17 protein-coding genes are annotated in these 19,057 nt (G+C 40.9%); 6 read left to right on the forward strand and 11 right to left on the reverse strand.

Features of this window, described 5'->3' with window-relative positions; genetic code table 11:
• Positions 1-163 precede the first annotated feature (163 nt).
• Positions 164-910 carry an ankyrin repeat domain-containing protein gene (locus AC1DYB_RS02010; protein ID WP_477431987.1) on the forward strand — a complete coding sequence of 249 codons (747 nt, stop codon included), beginning with the start codon at positions 164-166 and terminating at the stop codon, positions 908-910.
• Positions 911-1,410: 500 nt separating this feature from the next.
• Here AC1DYB_RS02010 and sppA read toward each other — a convergent pair whose 3' ends face one another.
• Complete coding sequence (sppA, locus tag AC1DYB_RS02015; RefSeq protein ID WP_477431989.1) at positions 1,411-3,183, reverse strand: signal peptide peptidase SppA; 1,773 nt, start codon at positions 3,181-3,183, stop codon at positions 1,411-1,413.
• An 87-nt stretch (positions 3,184-3,270) separates the two neighbouring features.
• On the opposite strand from sppA, the gene folK reads away from it, so the two are divergent.
• Together folK and AC1DYB_RS02025 are read left to right on the forward strand one after the other, a co-directional pair.
• A complete protein-coding gene (gene folK, locus AC1DYB_RS02020) occupies positions 3,271-3,750 on the forward strand; it encodes a 2-amino-4-hydroxy-6-hydroxymethyldihydropteridine diphosphokinase (RefSeq protein ID WP_477431991.1) in 480 nt (159 codons plus the stop codon).
• 25 nt (positions 3,751-3,775) lie between these two features.
• Complete coding sequence (locus tag AC1DYB_RS02025; protein ID WP_477399178.1) at positions 3,776-4,153, forward strand: Hpt domain-containing protein; 378 nt, start codon at positions 3,776-3,778, stop codon at positions 4,151-4,153.
• Between the two features lie 154 nt (positions 4,154-4,307).
• On the opposite strand, the gene purS is transcribed toward AC1DYB_RS02025, so the two are convergent.
• The 3 genes from purS to rho all read right to left on the reverse strand — a co-directional run bounded on the left by purS (position 4,308) and on the right by rho (position 6,999).
• Positions 4,308-4,568, reverse strand: coding sequence for a phosphoribosylformylglycinamidine synthase subunit PurS (gene purS, locus AC1DYB_RS02030; protein ID WP_295713105.1), 261 nt, complete (start codon positions 4,566-4,568; stop codon positions 4,308-4,310).
• Positions 4,549-5,271, reverse strand: coding sequence for a CDP-diacylglycerol--serine O-phosphatidyltransferase (gene pssA, locus AC1DYB_RS02035; protein ID WP_295713103.1), 723 nt, complete (start codon positions 5,269-5,271; stop codon positions 4,549-4,551). Before pssA ends, purS begins: the two co-directional genes overlap by 20 nt.
• A 90-nt stretch (positions 5,272-5,361) precedes the next feature.
• Complete coding sequence (gene rho / locus AC1DYB_RS02040) at positions 5,362-6,999, reverse strand: transcription termination factor Rho (RefSeq protein WP_477399183.1); 1,638 nt, start codon at positions 6,997-6,999, stop codon at positions 5,362-5,364.
• A 350-nt stretch (positions 7,000-7,349) separates the two neighbouring features.
• On the opposite strand from rho, the gene pyrF reads away from it, so the two are divergent.
• Entirely contained in the window at positions 7,350-8,183 is an 834-nt protein-coding gene (gene pyrF / locus AC1DYB_RS02045) for an orotidine-5'-phosphate decarboxylase (RefSeq protein ID WP_477431994.1), read from the forward strand.
• 48 nt (positions 8,184-8,231) lie between these two features.
• Here the strand turns inward: pyrF and AC1DYB_RS02050 are convergent, their stop codons facing one another.
• Positions 8,232-9,659 (reverse strand): B12-binding domain-containing radical SAM protein, encoded by a 1,428-nt coding sequence (locus AC1DYB_RS02050; RefSeq protein WP_477431996.1) that lies wholly within the window; start codon positions 9,657-9,659, stop codon positions 8,232-8,234.
• 219 nt (positions 9,660-9,878) lie between these two features.
• Here AC1DYB_RS02050 and AC1DYB_RS02055 point away from each other — a divergent pair, with 219 nt between their 5' ends.
• Together AC1DYB_RS02055 and AC1DYB_RS02060 are read left to right on the forward strand one after the other, a co-directional pair.
• Complete coding sequence (locus tag AC1DYB_RS02055) at positions 9,879-11,852, forward strand: prolyl oligopeptidase family serine peptidase (RefSeq protein WP_477431998.1); 1,974 nt, start codon at positions 9,879-9,881, stop codon at positions 11,850-11,852.
• Between the two features lie 51 nt (positions 11,853-11,903).
• On the forward strand, positions 11,904-13,880 hold the full coding sequence (locus AC1DYB_RS02060; RefSeq protein WP_477432000.1) for a S9 family peptidase: 1,977 nt from the start codon (positions 11,904-11,906) through the stop codon (positions 13,878-13,880).
• A 90-nt stretch (positions 13,881-13,970) separates the two neighbouring features.
• Here AC1DYB_RS02060 and AC1DYB_RS02065 read toward each other — a convergent pair whose 3' ends face one another.
• The 6 genes from AC1DYB_RS02065 to AC1DYB_RS02090 all read right to left on the reverse strand — a co-directional run bounded on the left by AC1DYB_RS02065 (position 13,971) and on the right by AC1DYB_RS02090 (position 19,014).
• On the reverse strand, positions 13,971-14,507 hold the full coding sequence (locus AC1DYB_RS02065) for a pyridoxamine 5'-phosphate oxidase family protein (RefSeq protein ID WP_295713085.1): 537 nt from the start codon (positions 14,505-14,507) through the stop codon (positions 13,971-13,973).
• Between the two features lie 261 nt (positions 14,508-14,768).
• Complete coding sequence (locus tag AC1DYB_RS02070; protein ID WP_477432003.1) at positions 14,769-15,308, reverse strand: transposase; 540 nt, start codon at positions 15,306-15,308, stop codon at positions 14,769-14,771.
• 69 nt (positions 15,309-15,377) lie between these two features.
• The gene (locus AC1DYB_RS02075) at positions 15,378-16,742 is read right to left on the reverse strand and encodes an exonuclease domain-containing protein (protein ID WP_477432005.1); all 1,365 of its coding nucleotides are present in this window, start codon (positions 16,740-16,742) and stop codon (positions 15,378-15,380) included.
• A 410-nt stretch (positions 16,743-17,152) separates the two neighbouring features.
• Complete coding sequence (locus tag AC1DYB_RS02080) at positions 17,153-17,890, reverse strand: ABC transporter ATP-binding protein (RefSeq protein WP_477432007.1); 738 nt, start codon at positions 17,888-17,890, stop codon at positions 17,153-17,155.
• A gap of 105 nt (positions 17,891-17,995) precedes the next feature.
• Entirely contained in the window at positions 17,996-18,286 is a 291-nt protein-coding gene (gatC, locus tag AC1DYB_RS02085) for an Asp-tRNA(Asn)/Glu-tRNA(Gln) amidotransferase subunit GatC (protein WP_295713072.1), read from the reverse strand.
• Positions 18,283-19,014, reverse strand: coding sequence for a lysophospholipid acyltransferase family protein (locus AC1DYB_RS02090; RefSeq protein ID WP_295713069.1), 732 nt, complete (start codon positions 19,012-19,014; stop codon positions 18,283-18,285). Before AC1DYB_RS02090 ends, gatC begins: the two co-directional genes overlap by 4 nt.
• Between the last annotated feature and the right edge of the window lie 43 nt (positions 19,015-19,057).

A 19,057-nucleotide genomic window follows, 5' to 3' on the forward strand; every position in this document is an offset into this window, starting at 1 on the left:
TAACGAATGTTTCTAAATCTAATTGAGAGAAATCAGGGGGAGCGATTTTTGATTAAAATACGTATAGTTGTTAAGTTGAAAAATTGGCGCGTTTTTATACCTAACTTTAGGTTGATATCCTTCAGGGAAAATACACTCATCAAGGTAGGTTAAACTGAACATTATGCCCGATTACATCCAGCTCCTTTACAGCATTGAGGTTCATGCTGTAGAAGATATTCAACGGTATTTTCTCGATGGCGGCAGCCCGAATGAGGTTCATGACGGTATTCCTCTTTTTACCACCATGGTGGAGATGTATTATCGCAGCCCCGAATTTAAAGATTGCGTTAGGGCTTTTATTGATGCGGGCTTGGTATATCCTGATCAGTCTTTGTTGGCTGTATTGGCCCATGATGCCGAAAAGTTAAACGCCTACATCAGCGATGATCCTGCAATTGTTTCCAAAACATATACCTTATATAATAACACTTATACCCCGTTAACCGGTGGAACGCTCATGCATTTTTGTGCAGAATATAACAGCCTGGACTGTGCTCAAATCCTTTTACAGCATGGAGCGGATGTAAACGCAAAAGCTGCTCTTGACGAATATGGATTTGGAGGGCATACACCTATATTTCACACTGTAAATCAAAATGGTAATAGTTCCATCGATATGCTTCATTTCCTGTTGCAAAATGGAGCCGAGCTGTTAATCACCGTTAAAGGCCTTATCTGGGGTAAGGGTTACGAATGGGAAACGTTTATCCCGGCTGTTAACCCAATAAGTTATGCCATGATGGGTTCATTACCCCAAATGCACCGGAAAGAAAAAACGGTGATGGAGGTTGTATCCTTATTAATAAAACACGCTTTTGGGATTGATTATGTGCCTAAGAATGTGCCGAACGCTTATTTGAAAGGGTGATTTATGATTGCTGAGATGTATTAGTGATATAGGTATCCTTAAAATATAAAAGCCATCTATCCTTGCCTACCGCACAACTCAAATAAAAAAGTGATGAATTTAAAGCATGTTTGTGGCTCTGTGGCTTTGCAGAGTCGGGATTATTTTTGAGAAAATCAATATTATTCTTTTAAATAAATCAGTGGCGTAGCCACGGCTAATATTGTAACAACTGATTTTAATCAGTTGAAATAAAAACAGCATACAAAAAGAACCATAGGTTCGGCCCATATGCTCAGCTGGTTAATTGTTACTTAGCATATATAATCAATGTGGGGATTCTTTTAAAAGCAAGATGCGCCGTGCCTATGGCACTCATTTTTATTTGGTTTAACATCAACGGATTAAAATCCGTTGCTACAAAATGTTCGAGCCAATGGCTCTATAAAGAAAATGATAATTAGCCTAAAATAAAAAAGCCATCCATCCGGACAGCTATTTTATCAAAATATAAATAAAACTTACTTGATCACAATATCATAAGGCAACCTTGCCTGCGGAATCCGCATCATTTGGGTGATGCCTTTTATTTGTTCGTAAACCCGGTAGCTGTCGCCCAGTTCCGATTTCATCATTTTGGTTTTCATTTGGCTGGTTACATCGCCATCCAGTTGTTTAAAGAAACTTTTTTGTTCGGGATAGCTAACCAGGTTATAATTTGTAAGCTTAGCTTTTTTCGCTGCCGACGCAATAGCATCGTTGATGTTGCCTAAGCGGTCAACCAAACCTAATTTTACGGCTTGGGAACCTGTGTATACACGGCCCTGGCCAATGCTATTAATGTAGGCCTGTGTTTTACCACGCCCGGCGGCTACAGCTTTGGTAAAATCATCGTAACCATGGTTAACGTTGTTTTGCAAAATGGCTCTTTCTTCTGCACTTAGCGGGCGGCTGATATCGCCCAGATCAGCATATTTGCCGGTTTTTACTCCATCAAAAGTAACACCTAACTTATCATTAAACAGCTTTTGCATGTTGGGCAATATGGCAAAAATGCCTATTGATCCTGTTATCGTATTCGGTTCGGCAATAATGGAATCTGCAGCACAGCTAATATAATATCCACCCGATGCAGCATAATCGCCCATAGAAACGATGATAGGTTTTACCTTTTTTGTCATTGCAACTTCGCGCCAGATTACATCAGATGCAAGCGAACTACCTCCCGGTGAGTTTACACGGAGTACAACTGCTTTTACCTTATTATCTAACCGTACTTTGCGGATTGCCTTCGAAATTCTTTCAGATCCTATGCTGTTATCGTCGCCTTCGCCACCGTTAATCTCGCCGTTGGCGTAAACAATAGCAATGCGGTTATTTGATGAACCATCATCATCACCTTTGTCATCGGCTTTACTTTTGGTGTATTCGTCAAGATCAACACTTGCAAGGTTGCTTTTTAAACCGGTACCTGTACGGCGTTTCAACTCATCCAAAATTTCATCCTTGTATTTCAAGCCGTCAATAAGCTTTAATTTTAAAGCATCCTCGGGAAATTGTACACGGCCACTATTTGCATAGTTGAACAACGAGTCTTTATTAATCCCCCTGCTTTTGCTGATGCCTGTTAAAAAATGATCATACAACGAGCCTAAATAAGAGGTAACCTGCAAGCGATTAGGATCGCTCATTTTGGTAAGGATTAAAGGTTCAACTGCACTTTTGTACGTTCCAACCTTAATGATCTGTGCTTCGATGCCCAGTTTATCAAGTGCGCCTTTTAAAAATGTTATCTGTTGACTAAAGCCGGTAAATTCAAACATACCCCGCGGATTCATGTATACCTTATCGGCAACGGATGCCAGGTAATAAAATCCTTGTGTATAAATTTCGGAGTAGGCTACCACAAACTTACCCGATTTTTTAAAATTGATCAAGGCATTGCGAATCTCTTCGGTAGTAGCCTGGCCGGATGTCATGTAGCTTTCGTCAAGAAAAATGCCTTTGATGTTTGAATCGTTTTTGGCTTTTTTTATGTTGGCCAAAATATCATTCAGTCCGATCGACTTCTCGCTGTTCAATCCTAAAAAGCTTAGTCCGGCTAAAGGGTTATTGGGTGTACGTTCTGTAATAGGAGTAGTAAATGCCATGTGCAATACTGAATTTGATTCAACATCTACAGTTTTTTCACCACTTGCGGCTACCACTAAACCTACAACTACAAAAGCCAGAATCACTGTCACTAAAAATACCCCGAACATGGTGGCCAGAACGAATTTGAAGAATTGTTTCATTAATGCTATAAATCTTTTTAACTATGCAAACTTAGTAATTCAATACCGTATAATCTTAAGAGCCTGATCTATAATATTTGTTACAACATGATTGACGTTTTTTTACTTTTAGGCAGTAACCTTGGCGATAGAAAACTATTTCTGCAGCAGGCAATTGCGCATATTGAGGAAGGTATTGCGCCCATTGTGCAGGCATCGGGAGTTTATGAAACACAATCATGGGGTAAAACAGATGCGCCCGATTATTTAAACCAGGTGCTGCTTTTACAAACAGCTATGCCTGCGCAAATGGTGCTGAAGAAAATTTTAAGTATTGAACTTTTGCTGGGCCGCAGGCGCGAGGAAAAATGGGGCTCACGAACTATAGATATAGATATTTTATTTTATGGCGATGCTGTTATTGATGAACCGGATTTAAAAGTTCCGCATCCCGAAATGCATAAACGGCGCTTCACTCTGGAGCCATTTGCACAGATTGCTCCTGATTTTATACATCCGTTAATAAAAAAAAATATTTTACAACTAAAAAGCGAACTTAAAGACGACTTGATCGTAAAAAAAGTATAATTTTGATTATTCATACATCTTTTATATGTCAGATATTTCACCCGAGCAAGACTTTGATCTTTCCTTTCTATATGAAATTGCCGATGGCAGTGATGAATTTATTGTTGAATCAATAGGTATGTTCCTGGAGCAGACCCCACTGTTACTTGGTAATATCAGCACCGCACTTGATTCTGGCGATTGGGCAGAAGCGGGTAAGGTATCGCACAAGCTAAAGCCCAACCTTGGTTTCTTTGGTATGCCTATAAGCCAGGCCACCATACAGGAAGTTGAGATAGCCTGTAAATCAGGAGGACAAAACCCGGGCGAGATATTAGCTAAATTTAACCAGGTAAAGGCAACGGTTAATGCTAACCTGATTACGCTTAAGCAAATTAAGGAAGAAAAAGAAGCAAGCCTTTAAATTAGGCAAAAGGATAAAGGCGAATGGTAAAGGGTTTTTACCAGGTGCCGAGAAGACAAAGGGCGCTTGATAATTTTATCAAGCGCCCTTTTAATATTATAAGAATTATTAAGCTATGTGGTTTTCAAAACCTTTTGCCTTTGACCTTTCTGCCTTAAGCTACTACTTCTACTACTTTAAAAGTATAGCTTTCCATAATCAGGTTAGCAAGCAGGTTTTTACAAGCTTCATCAACTTTGCTATGGGCGATTTCAGCGTTGTCGGCTTCAATTTCAAGCGTGATGTGTTTGCCTATACGTACATTTTGTATTTCGGCTAAACCAAGATTTTTCATGCTTCCGGTTACTGCTTTTCCTTGAGGATCAAGTATTTCTTTTTTGGGCATTACGTCAATTTCAGCCTGGAACTTTGTCATTTGTGATTTTTGTTTGAATTAAAGATAAAGTGATGTAAATAAATATAACCACCGGAACTGCGACAAATTTAAAAAATAGAATCAGTATTGCCGAAAACAAGAGCAGTAAATAACGGAAAATGTTTTTATTGAAATCGCGGTTTTTGAATTTGAGCGACATGAGCGGCAATTCAGAAACCAACAGGGTACACATGATTATAATAAGTCCTGTTAAAATGTATGGGTTTAAGATGTAGCGGGCCAAAACCTCATACTGCTCAATAATTAAAGGTAACGAAGCAATAAATATAGCATTGGCCGGTGTTGGCAAGCCAATAAAACTATCCGATTGGCGGGTATCATTATTGAATTTTGCCAGTCTTAACGCCGAGAAAACAGTTATAGAAAAGGCCAGGTAGCACAAATAAGTACTTACATGATTAATTTGCGGAGCTTTTAAAAACAACTCATATAATATGGCCGAGGGTAAAAAACCAAAGCTCACCATATCAGCCAGTGAATCAAGATCCTTGCCTATAAACGAATAAGAGTTAAGCACACGAGAGGCAAAGCCATCAAAAAAATCAAAAATTGCTGCTAAAAAAATTGCATAGGAAGCAATTAGCAAATTACCCTGAAAGGCAAACACTATCCCTATACAACCGCTAAATAAGTTTGCACAGGTTATTGTATTAGGAAGATGTTTTCTAACTCGTCTCTTCATTTGTGTTACGAAGTTATCAGGATTTTATTAAGTAATAATGAAGTTACAAATAATATTTACATTAAATATAACTTCATTATCGCAAAAATATTACGAATTCATAGAAATCAGGAATTCTTCGTTGGTTTTTGTACCCCTGATCTGAGCTTGTAGAAACTCCATTGACTCCTGTGAGTTCATGTCTGCCAAGTGGTTACGTAAAATCCAGATGCGTTGTAGCGTATCGCGATCAAGCAACAGGTCATCACGACGGGTACTTGATGCAGTGATATCGATAGCAGGGAAGATACGTTTGTTTGATAATTTACGATCAAGCTGTAATTCCATGTTACCGGTTCCTTTAAACTCTTCAAAGATAACTTCGTCCATTTTTGAACCGGTTTCTGTTAACGCTGTAGCAATAATGGTTAATGAACCACCATCTTCAATATTACGGGCTGCACCAAAAAAACGTTTTGGTTTGTGCAATGCGTTGGCATCAACACCACCCGATAATATCTTACCTGAAGCAGGTGCTACCGTGTTATAGGCACGGGCAAGGCGGGTTATTGAATCCAAAAGGATCACCACGTCATGACCACACTCTACCATACGTTTAGCTTTTTCTAAAACAATATTGGCAATTTTTACGTGGCGCTCAGCTGGCTCATCAAAGGTTGATGATACTACTTCTGCACGCACGCTGCGGGCCATATCGGTTACCTCTTCGGGGCGTTCGTCTATCAGTAATATAATAAGGTATACTTCGGGGTGGTTGCGGGCAATAGCATTGGCCACATCCTTTAATAACATGGTTTTACCTGTTTTAGGCTGTGCCACAATTAACCCACGCTGACCTTTACCAATAGGCGAGAACAAATCCATGATACGGGTTGAATAATTACCGGCATCGGTAAACAGGCTCAGTTTCTCGGATGGGAAAAGCGGTGTTAAGTGATCGAAAGGAACGCGGTCACGAACTTCGGCAGGGATACGGCCGTTAATGGCTTCAACACGTACCAAAGGAAAATATTTTTCGCCTTCTTTAGGCGGACGGATGCTACCGCGAACAGTATCACCGGTTTTTAAGCCGAATAATTTTATTTGTGATTGTGATACATAAATATCATCCGGTGAAGTAAGGTAATTATAGTCTGATGATCTTAAGAAACCGTAACCATCTGGCATAATTTCCAATACGCCTTCGTTTACAATAACATTATCAAAATCAAGGTTGATAGGTGGCTCCTGTGCTTTTTGCTGATTAGGGTTGCCATTGGCGCGCCTGTCAAATTTTTGCGGCGGACGAACATCTGCTGATGGCGTCTCCACTTTAGGAGCTGTTTCACCGGGTTGGTTATCAGCGGCTTCGCTGGCAACCGGCTCGGGTGCTGGTATATCATTCTGAGCGTCTTCGTTATTCTGTTGGTCTTCTTCTTCCTGATCAAACAGGTTGGTATCATCCAAAGGAACTTCAACGCGGGGCTGAGTTTTAGGTTTTAATACACGGGTACGTTTACGTGCTTTTTCACTGGCTGCCTCGGCTGCCGGTTCTGCAGTAATAGGTGCATAATTTTGTTCAACAATGTTTTGTTGTGCCCTTGCGGCCTCAATTAACTGTTGTTGTTCAACAATACGGGTAATTAGGGAAGCCTTGCGTAGTTCGTCGGCCTCAGTAATACCTAAATTTTTTGCAATATCGCGCAACTCAGAAACGAGTTTGTCGTTCAATTCGATTTTATCAGACATGATATGAATTATAGTTCAAAAGGGATTTTTAATATTGTAATTAGTTTTCAAACGGTAATAAGGTTTTCAATGTGCATTTAAATTTTTGTATACACAGCGGCCTTATTGTAAATAATTGATCTTGAAACATTGATTAAATAAACATCTAAACCCAGTCAAAGTATTAATGAATAAATATCGTGGGGTTTTAAATTGTTTCTTTAGTGCAAGAAAAATTCAAAGGAAAACGATGCAATTGTAAACAATTATTTTTTAATTTCAAATTAATTAAATAAATATCTGATCCATTACAATGTTTAAGCTAAATTTTTAGTTTTTTTGACAATCAGAATATTTAAACACCCCGTCAGATGGTATCCCGCGAGCAGCTAATTGATCAGATAAAGCAAAAGAAATCCTTTTTATGTGTAGGTCTTGATACAGATATTGATAAAATTCCAGAGTTTTTAAAAGAGTATCCGGATCCTATACTGGAATTCAACAAACGTATTATTGATGCTACTAAGGATCTGTGCGTATCCTACAAACCTAACGCGGCGTTTTACGAGGCACGTGGTATTAAAGGCTTGCAAAGCCTTATTGATACCTGGAAATACCTGCCTGCCGATACCTTAAATATAATAGATGCCAAAAGGGGCGATATCGGTAATACTTCCGATAAATACGCCAAAGCTTTTTTTGATGAAAATGCATCCGGGATGAGCTTTGATGCCATTACTATTACACCTTATATGGGTAATGATAGCGTAACTCCTTACCTGGCCTATGAGGGTAAATGGATCATTATATTAGCGCTTACGTCATCAGTGGGCAGTAAAGATTTTCAATACCTGCAAACCGGCGATGGTTATTTGTACGAAACCGTGATTCAAAAAGCCAATACCTGGGCGGGTGCCGATAGGATCATGTACGTGGTAGGAGCTACAAAAAGCACCGAGTTTACCAATATTCGCAAGTATGCCCCGGATAATTTCCTGCTGGTACCCGGGGTAGGCGCACAAGGGGGAAGCCTTGAGGAAGTGTGTAAATATGGTATCACCAAAGATTGCGGCCTTATAGTTAACGCGTCGCGCTCTATTATTTACGCGAGTAACGGTAAAGATTTTGCCGAAGCCGCGCGTGCCGAAGCCAAAAGTATGCAACAACAAATGCAGGCGGAGTTGGAGAAGGCGGGAGTGATATAATTTGATGAGCAGTTAATTAAATTAATTATTGAAATTGACTGCCATAATTTAACTTTCTGGTAAAAAGGCGGGTACCGGTAACTCCAGGGTATCGGAGGTCTTATTTACACCTTTATTGAAATTTATTTTTGAGAGCACGGTTTCCAGAGCAGGGAGGGTGTTGTTGAGGCTTTTTGTTTTGATCAGGAAATTCCATACAGGTTCAAACTTTTTCCATCCTCCCGAATAAAATAAATGTTTTAATTTATGCAGATTGGATTCATGCTGCATACTGGCTTTGAAAATATTAGTCCACTTGTAAAACTCTTTGTAGGCCCACCAGTAGCCGTCTTCCAGTTCCTGAGCGCTTAGGTTGATGGTTTGGTAAACAACTTTACGTGTATCATAAAGGTCCCAGTTTTTGGTGAGTATTCTTCCCTGGCGTTCCATACTTTTAAAAAGCTCGGTACCTGGGTATGGCGTTAAAACATGATAGGTTGATGTGGTAATGGAGTGCGTTACGCCCCAGTCAACCGTTCTTTTAAAAACATCTTTGTCATCATCGTCCAGGCCAAAAACAAAACTTCCGTTTATCATTATTCCCAAATCATGCAGCCTGTTTACGGCCTTTACATAGTCTTTTTCAAGATTTTGCTTTTTGTTACTTTGTTTTAGATTTTGGGGCGAAAACGTTTCAAATCCTACAAATAAACTTCGCAGGCCTGCTTCTGCAGCTTTTTCTACCAGGTTGCCTCTTAGTATGGAATCAACAGTTGCTGCTCCCTGGAAAACGCGGTTCATACCTTTCATCCCATCAAAAAGAGCGCCCGAGAATTTAGCATTACCTAACAGATGGTCATCCAAAAAATACAGGTGCCTGCCGGGTAGTCTGTCAATTTCGGCCAGGGCATCATCTACTTCTTGTGTGTAGAAAGTACGGCCTCCTTCAAAAAATGCATCCTTATAACAAAAGCTGCAATGATGGGGGCAACCCCTTGTTACCACAATGGAATTAGGCACAAGATAAAGGTGTCTCTTGATGAGGTCACGGCGTATGGGCGGAACTTTTTCGAGCGTGCGAATAGTGGAATTGTAAACTTTTTGAGGGCGGTGGTTTTTAAAATCCAATAAAAATTGTGGAAAAGTGTCTTCTCCAGGCCCTGTAAAAATACTATCAGCATGCGGGGCGGCCTCCATAGGTAAGGATGTAACGTGCAAGCCCCCTAAAATTACATAGGCACCCTTGGCCCGGTAATGATCGGCAATTTTATAGGCGCGGTAGGCATTGGTTATATACACCTGGATAACCACCAAGTCGGGGTTATCATCCAGATTGAGTTTTTCAACGTGCTGATCCTGCAGGTCTATTTCATCATCGGGCGAAAGATAAGCCGCAAGGGTTGCCAAACCCAGGGGAGGGAACAATGAATATTTTATTGGCCGCCAAAATGGGCTCTCTGCTTCTGTTAAGGCTGGTAATATCAATTTAACTTTCATTGTTTATTTGTTTAAAAGTACTTTGAATAACAAAGTAAATAATTAAATTTTATCTTTCCAAATAATTAAGTTAATAGTTAATCAGACGGAAAATAGTTTGTGAGAATTGGACTATGTAAATCCGGTTTATCTTTTGTAATATTTCCGGCATCGGGGTTTAATTCCTGCAGATTCTGCTACTAATTGTTAAATTACAGACTTTATTTATTGTATTCATCTATGAAAAGAACCATACTTTCCATTATTGCATTTACTGTTTCTTTTTATGCATTGGCCCAGGAGGTAAAGACCCGGTTAAAGCCTGCAGATATCAGCCGCATACCTACGGTAAGTGATCCGCAGCTTTCGCCGGATGGTAAATGGGTGGCCTATACCGTATCTGAAGTTGATACAGCAAAAGATAAACGTGTAGCGCACCTGTGGATGCAAAGCTGGGATGGTAAAGAATCTATTGAACTAACACACGGAGGCGAAGCTGCTTCATCGCCAAAATGGTCGCCGGATGGAAAATATTTGTCATTCCTTTCATCGCGCGAGTCAAAGAATGGATCGCAGATTTGGCTAATCGACCGCAGGGGTGGGGAGGGCGTTAAACTCACAGATATTAAAGGCGACCTGGGCGATTATGAGTGGTCGCCAGATAGTAAAAAGTTGGTAATTGTAATTGGCGATCCTGCAAATAAGGGTAAGGAAGAACCCAAAACACCCAAGCCGATAGTGCTTGATCGTTTCCACTTTAAGCAGGATGTGGAAGGTTACCTGCAGCACCTGCACCAGCATTTATACCTGCTTGATATGGTCACCAAAAAACTGGATACACTTACAAAGGGCGATAAGGACGAGGAATCACCGGTATGGTCGCCTGATAGCAAAACAATTGCCTTTGTAAGTAATCGTAGTACCGATCCGGATAGAAATGAGAACAGCGATATTTTTACGATAGATGCGCGGCCTAATGCCAGTATATTGCAGGTAACTACCTGGAAAGGACCGGACAGAAATCCTCAATGGAGCCCTGATGGTAAGCTGATCTCCTACCTGCGATCAACCAGCGATGCTGATTATATGATGTATGATCAGAATGTGTTGTGCACTATGGATATTGTGGGTTCAAACAAAAAAGTACTAACTCAACAACTCGACCGCCCGGTTGCCAACCAGGTTTGGGCTAAGGATAGTAAAAGCATTTCATTTTTAGTTGTTGATGACCGGGAGCGTTACGTAGCCAGCGTAAACGTAAACAATGGAAAAATCGCGACTGTAAATAAAGGTGAATATGGCATTACCGATATTGGTACAAATGCCATTGGCAACTGGGTAGTACAAAAAAGCGACCCCTATACGCCAGCCGAATTATTTGCTTTAGAAAGCGGTAAACTACGCCGGCTTACCTTTCATCAGCAGGCATGGTTAAATACGGTTAATCTTGCTCATGTAGAAGGCTTTGAGTCAACAAGTGTTGATGGTACAGAAGTTTCTGGTATTATATTAACTCCCGATAGCAATGCGAAAAAGCTACCGCTGATATTATTTATTCATGGCGGCCCTGTTGGGCAGGACGAATTTACTTTTGATGCCACGAGGCAGGTGTTAGCTGGTACAGGATACGCGGTGGCTGCTGTAAATTACCGCGGCAGTAATGGTCGTGGGCTGGATTATTGTAAAGCTATTTATGCAGATTGGGGTAATAAGGAAGTTAAAGATCTGCTGGGTGCGGTTGATAAGCTGGAGAAGCTGGGCATAGCTGATCCCGATCATTTGGGCATAGGTGGTTGGAGCTACGGCGGCATCCTTACTAATTACACCATTGCATCAGATACCCGTTTCAAGGCTGCTGCCAGTGGCGCAGGTAGCGCATTACAGTTGTCTGTTTATGGCAGCGATCAATATGTATTGCAATATGAAAGCGAATTGGGCGTGCCATGGAAAAACGCCGATAAATGGATCCAGTTATCGTACCCGTTCTTTCATGCCGATAAAATAAAAACGCCGGTACTGTACATGTCTGGGTTGAAGGATTTCAACGTGCCAACCATTGGCAGCGAACAAATGTACCAGGCCCTAAAATCGCAGGGGATACCAACAGAATTGATACTTTATCCAAACTCCTTTCACGGTATCAGCAAGCCGAGCTACCAGGTTGATAGGTTGCAAAGATATGTGGTGTGGTTTGATAAATATTTGAAGAAGTAGTAATCAGCCTGGATAAGGGAATTCACAATAACTCAATTGATTTAGTTCGTCATGAATAAATTTATATATATCGTTTTCGCTGTATTGGCTTTCAAAAACCTTTCAGCCCAAACCACTAAACGCCCCTTAAAACCATCCGATATCAATAATATCCCCACATTATCTGATCCGCAGTTATCACCCGATGGCAAATGGCTGGCTTATAGTTTATCAGAGGTTGATACAGCCAAGGATAGCCGGGTATCGCACCTGTGGATGCAGAGTTTTGATGGCAAGCAATCCATCCAGGTTACCTATGGCGACGAAGCGGCTTCTTCACCTAAATGGACGCCGGACGGTAAATTCCTTTCCTTCTTATCTGAGCGGGATTCCAAAAACGGGGGCCAGGTTTGGCTGATGGACCGAAGGGGAGGCGAAGGACATAAACTAACAGATATAAAAAAAGGAGATCTGGAAGATTATGCGTGGTCGCCTGATAGTAAGAAACTGGTGCTGGTAATTAAAGATCCCGAAAATGCAGGTAAGGAGCCCAAAACCATTCCTCCTATAAAGATAGATCGATATCACTTTAAACAGGATATTAATGGTTACCTGCAGCATTTGCACACGCATTTGTACCTGTATAGTATTGATACAAAGAAATTGGATACATTAACAACAGGGGATAGGGATGATGAATCGCCGGTATGGAGTCCGGATGGTAAAGCAATTGCGTTTGTGAGTAACCATACTGCGGATCCCGATAGGAATGAAAACCTGGATATTTTTACGGTTGAGGCTAAGGACGATGGTGAGATAAAACAGCTCACCACATTTACCGGGCATGATATTGCCCCACTCTGGAGTCCGGATGGTAAACACATCGCTTATCTACGCTCAACCAGTGATGCTAATTATTACATTTATCAGCACGATGTTTTATGTATCATGGATGCCGACGGTAAGAATAACAAAATACTTACCGAAGCACTTGACCGCCCGATAAGTAACCACGCCTGGAGTCGCGACAGCAAGAACATCGTTTACCTGGTAAGCAATGATCGTATTCGCTATGTTGCTCAATATAACCTGCTCCTTCGCAAATCAACAACGGTTTATAAAGGTGCCGAGTGTAGTTTTGAAAGTTTGATAGGGCATTCGCCCGGTGTTTGGATAGCCAAAATGACCACCCCTTATATGCCGCATGAACTGGTAGCTATTGAGAATGGCAAGATTCGCCGGCTTACTTTTCACCAGGATAAGTGGTTAAATACCATTAAGCTTGCGCACGTAAAAGGTTTTCAATCTTTTAGTAGTGATGGTACGCTGGTATCGGGCATATTATATACACCGGATAGTATGGTAAACAAAAAGTTGCCTTTTATCCTGTACATACACGGCGGCCCTACAGATCAGGACGAATTTGAGTTTGATATGATCAGGCAAACGCTGGCCTCGGCGGGTTATGCGGTTGCCGCGGTTAATTACCGGGGCAGTACCGGGCGAGGGCTTGAGTATACGAAAGCCATTTATGCCGATTGGGGTAATAAAGAAGTACAGGATCTGTTGGGAGCGGTTGACGAACTGGTGAAAACAGGCGTTGCCGATAAAGATCACCTGGGCATAGGTGGCTGGAGCTACGGCGGGATCCTTACCGATTATACCATAGCAACCGATAGTCGTTTTAAAGCAGCATCAAGCGGGGCGGGCAGCGCGTTACAATTGGCCATTTATGGCAGCGATCAATGGGTGATACAATATGATAATGAGTTGGGTTTTCCATGGAAAAACCCCGAGAAGTATATCAAGCTATCGTACCCGTTTTTTCATGCAGATAAGATAAAAACGCCTACACAGTTTATGTCGGGCTTAAAAGATTTTAACGTACCCACAGGCGGCGGCGAGCAAATGTACCAGGCGCTGAAATCGCAGGGGGTACCTACACAGATGGTGCTTTACCCGGGCCAGTTTCATGGTATAACAGTGCCAAGTTACCAGGTGGATAGGCTGCAGCGTTATATAGAGTGGTATGATAAGTATCTGAAGTAGCCGGCTTATGGGTGTTCTACCGGAATGCCCCTGAAATAAGAAAGCCACGCAGTATATAAACCAGCGTGGCTTTCCTATTTGAAGAGATAACTATATTGTTATTTTTCCTTCGATGGAATCATCGAGTGTTTGGCCGATGGCCGCGCCTGCTATCATTTTTACAAAGGCAATGGCATTGCCATGTTTATTATCCCAATAATAACCTTGGGTTGGCTCAACCTTAATTACAGAGATGCGCGGGTCACTTTCACCTTCGGTAAACCAAACTTTCAATAAGGGTTCCCAAAGCTCCTTTATCTTTTGTTTATCCTGGCTTACTTCTGCAATCCCATAAATATTCAGGAAATCTGAGTGTGCCGATCCCTGGAAAAGCAGGTGTACCATAGGGTCTTTCGCTATCTCGCCGTCCTTATGGCTATCGTTAGCACTCAGGAACCAGAGGTTACCCTCTTCATCCACTGTTTGTACTGACATTGGCCGAATTGATACCGGCAGGCCCGTTTTTATATTGGTTAAAAAGAAGCAACTTTTGGCGCTGCCGACTAATTCTTTGATTTTGGCAATGGCTTCCGGTCCGCCGAGATCCTTATAATTATCTTCCGGCTGTTGTTGATTAATGCTATTCATTATTTAAAGTTTTTGTTGGTAAATGTTATAGCTTATAACCAATCAAAATCTCTATTGTGTTAATAAAATTAACTTTGGGGATAATTTAGAGAAAGTATTAAGTAGTTAGTATCAAGTATCAAGACGCTTGGGAGGTTAGTATGATTATTGTGAGCGTCTGATATAAAAACTCTTCAGGGCATATAGTTGCCTGGAAGAGAGATAACTTACGAAGTTTTTAAAACTTCGTAAGTTTTTAGGTGGTTTCATGAGTCTGAAAAATCACAAGTACTTACGTATTTCTTCGTCATTTACAATTGTTTTATGGTGATCAATAAAGCTATCTAATCCACTAAACCAATCTAAGACTTCTTGTTTGCTAATTACAGTTTCTTTACTTGATAAGTAGGCAGGATACGACGAATATTTATAACTCCCCAAGTTTTTTTCAAGCTTAGCCACTATAGGGTTTTGATGAATATAAATTATGATTTTGGTAAAGTAACTATTAGAAGTAACTTCAGATACCTTATATCTTCCTTGAAATAAACTCCCAACCCGATTGTATTTTTTGTTTATCGCTTTTGAATATGAAATAAAGAAGTTTTTAATTCCCTTTTCAAAAAGGTCTTTATCAATTACTTTGATAAAAAAGTGAAAGTGGTTTGGCATTAAACAGTAGGCGTAAACTTCAACAAAAGGAAGGACGTGCTTTTTGAATTGATCAAGAAAGTAGGTGTAGTTTTCATTTTCAAAAAAGACAAGCTCTTTGTTGTTGCCTCGGTTGTACAAATGGTAACAGGTATCAGGGTTGATCTTCACATGTAAGATTTGAAAAGTTTGTTAATCAAACTTACGAAGTTTTTAAAACTTCGTAAGTTATCTCTGCGCCTATGCAAACACCACCATCCTATCGGGGTACCGAGTAGCATAGCTGGATACAATATTCTTAATATAATCATTCCCCGGATAGGGGGTGAGGTGGTTTTTCAATTGCTGAATATTATCAGCATCAAAATAATGGGATATATAACCCATGCCATAAAACTGGCCTTTCTCTACCAAAATGCAGCTATGCTCATCACCTGTACGGCCTTCATCGCGGATGGCATAAGTGGGTAAGGCGCGTTTTAATTCATCAATGGCGTTGTTTACTTTAAGGTTATAATCATCAACGCTTTCAACTCCCTCGCAGGCGCATTCGCTTCCTGCAGCACCTGAACAAGGGTTATTGTTGGTTTGGATAAAGCAAAGTTTAGGGCATAAGCCAAAGGTTTCTATAAGCTTGTTAAGCAGGTTGTAGCCATCCAGCAATGAGTTGCAGGTATAGATCACATCGCTGAATTTACGGCGCTTGTCAACAGCTAAACGGATATAGCCTCGCTGATCTTCAAAAGCATATAAACAATAAGCGTTTTCAAAGCGCTTTAATGATCGGTTATATTTTGGCCACAGGCGTTTTATCTCAATGGCCTCCAGCACAAAAGCAATCAGCTCGGTGCCGCAAACCTGGTGGCTAACCTGGTAAATGTTGCGCAAAAACTCCTGTCGCTGTAAACCTGGGTTATTGCCGGTGAAATGACTGCTTACGCGTTTCTTTAGGTTTTTGGCTTTACCTACATAAATAACTTTGCCCTTTTGATCGTGAAAGTAATATACACCCGGCGAAAACGGTAAAGCTTCCACATCTTTTTTAGGCAAGTTTGCGGGTAATACCTGTTCTTTGGAGTTTTGTTTAAGGGCCTGTTTAATATGCCCGTCGGTATCACTTTTCAATAGCAGCGTAAACAATTCCGAAGTGGCCTCGGCGTCTCCGGCTGCGCGGTGGCGGCTTTCATTATCAATACCCAGGTGTTTGCACAGCCGACCTAAACTATAGGAGGGAAGTCCCGGCAGTATTTTTCGCCCGAGGCGTACCGTACATAGTTTATTACACTGCAAATCATACCCGGCAGCAGCTAAATGATAGCGTACAAATGAATAATCGAAATTAACATTATGGGCAACAAATATTTTGCCATGGATAAGATGGTATACATCGGCAGCAACATCTTCAAAAGGTGGAGCATTTTGCACCATCTCATTGGTGATGCCTGTTAAAGCGCTGATATAGATAGGAATTTCCCGGTGAGGGTTTACAAGGGTCTCAAACCGCTTGATAACCTTTTTGCCATCATGTATGCATATAGCAATTTCTGTGATGCCATTAGCGCTGGCATGCCCCCCGGTAGTCTCAATATCAACAATTGCATACATATTTCAAATGTAATACAAGTTTGCTAACTATTTTAGTGTTATTTAATTTTTTTAGGAGGAAAAAAGCTCGTCATATGAGTTTAAAAATCCGTTTGGCATCTGATGGGGAAATGATGTTGTTAAAAGGCCTGTCATGCTGAGCCCCGTCGAAGCATAGTGTGCAAAAGCCTCTCCGCGCGAGTCTTCGACAGGCTCAGACTGACATGCCTACCTACATCGAAACACAAACGTCATTAAGAGTGCCTTATGAAAAAAATATTGGTTTTAAGTTATTGATTATCAGTTGATTTTGTTATGTAGAGACGCATAGTCTCTCGCATGCAAATCGACCTTGCAAATCCTGAATGTCCTGAGGGAGACGCAATTATGCGTCTCTACAGTAGTGCCGGTAAGATAATAATAAGTGAAATCTACACTTCCTCAACCCGCCTGCTAACCGTATGTATTTCTGGGTTTTGGTAATCTTTTTCTATCAAGCCATCGCGCATACGTACTATGCGGTGGGCGTGAAGGGCAATGTCCTCTTCGTGGGTTACTAATATAATGGTATTGCCTTTGGCGTGAATATCCTCTATCAACCCCATAATTTCGATGGAAGTTTTGGTGTCAAGGTTACCGGTAGGCTCATCGGCCAGGATGATAGAGGGGTTGTTAATCAACGCGCGGGCTACAGCAACACGCTGGCGCTGACCGCCCGAAAGCTCATTAGGTTTGTGATCTATACGGTTACCTAAGCCAACGTTTTTTAGCGCGTTGGTAGCACGTTCTGTACGTTTCTCTTTGTTGATGCCTGCATAAATGAGGGGTAACGCAACATTATCAAGGGCGGTATTACGGGGTAATAAGTTAAACGTCTGGAAAACAAAGCCAATCTCGGAGTTACGTACTTCGGCCAGTTCATTGTCCGTCATATGGCTTACGTTTATGCCATTTAATATGTACTCACCTTTAGTTGGCGTATCTAAACAACCCAAAATATTCATCAGCGTAGATTTACCCGAACCAGAGGGCCCCATCAAAGCCACAAATTCACCTTTATTAATAGTTAACGAAACAGATTTAAGGGCGTGTATTACTTCGGTACCTATAACGTATTTACGTCCGATCTCGTTTATGCTAATTAAAGGCTTCTCGTTTAATGGCTCCATGAATGTTTTTTTATTTGGACAACAAGAGGGTAGGATTTGTTACAAAGGTGTAAGTCAAAATCAGAAATTAAAAATGTCGTTTATCCTTGCTTCAAAGTCCTTTATCTATTTCTCAATCACCTTTGCCACCAAAAAATAATCCTCGTCGTGTTTAGGGGCATTTTTTAAGGCTTCTTCGTGCGTAATAGTTTGTTTCACTACATCTTCCCGTAAAATGTTTGCCCCATCGGTCATATAAATAAGAGGCTCAACTCCGGTTGTATCAAGCTCGTTAAGTTTGGCCATAAAATCAAGAATTTTGCTCATATCCTTAATCATGTCCTTTTTTTCAGTTTCGCTGAGTTCTAAACGGGCGAGGTGGGCAACCTTTTCAACTGTTTCTTTATCTATGTTCATGCAGTTTGTAGTTTCATTTTAATAATAGCGTGAACTTCATCACGCAGCGCATCGGCATCATCCAAAGTTAAATGGGCTGTTTCGATGGGTTTATGTACAAATATATTACAAATTCCTGGTCTACTGCCAAGTTCTTTGCCTGTATCCCAAAGTACCTCCCAGGTATCTACCGAGCTAATTGGCAAAATAGGCACCTTCATTTCAATAGCCAGGCGAAAGGGGCCGTTCTTAAACGAATTTAATTCGGGCGGGTAATCTTTCGGAATAGTAGCTTCTGGGAAAATAACCACGCTTACTCCACTTTTTATCCGTTCGGCCGCTGCTTTAAACGCCCTGAAGGATGACATTTTGCTTTCCCGGTTAACAGTAATATCAATAGTACGAAAGAAATAGCCAAGCACATAGTTGGTTAATAATTCTTCCTTACCCATAAAGCAGATGTTGTTTTTCATGATGGTACTTACTGCAGATACATCAAGATTTGAGGTGTGATTACCACAAATTACATATGTTTTTTTCCAGTCTACAGGTTCTTCAAAACTGGCGCTATAAAAAATACCTGATATGCTTGAGCTTAAAAATATAATGAGCCGCCTTACCTGGTTAATGTATTTATACCAGCTTTTTTGTTGCCTTAATAAGTATAAGGCCGGGTAGCATAGTGTAAAAAAGAAAGCGATGCTATACCTGTAAAAATTGGTATGTATCCTTTTCAGTGTTAATTTCATGTTCACCAAATGTAAAAAAAATACTCGTTTTTGTACACGTTAA

The sequence above is a fragment of the Mucilaginibacter sp. P2_A4 genome (genome assembly GCF_056405015.1).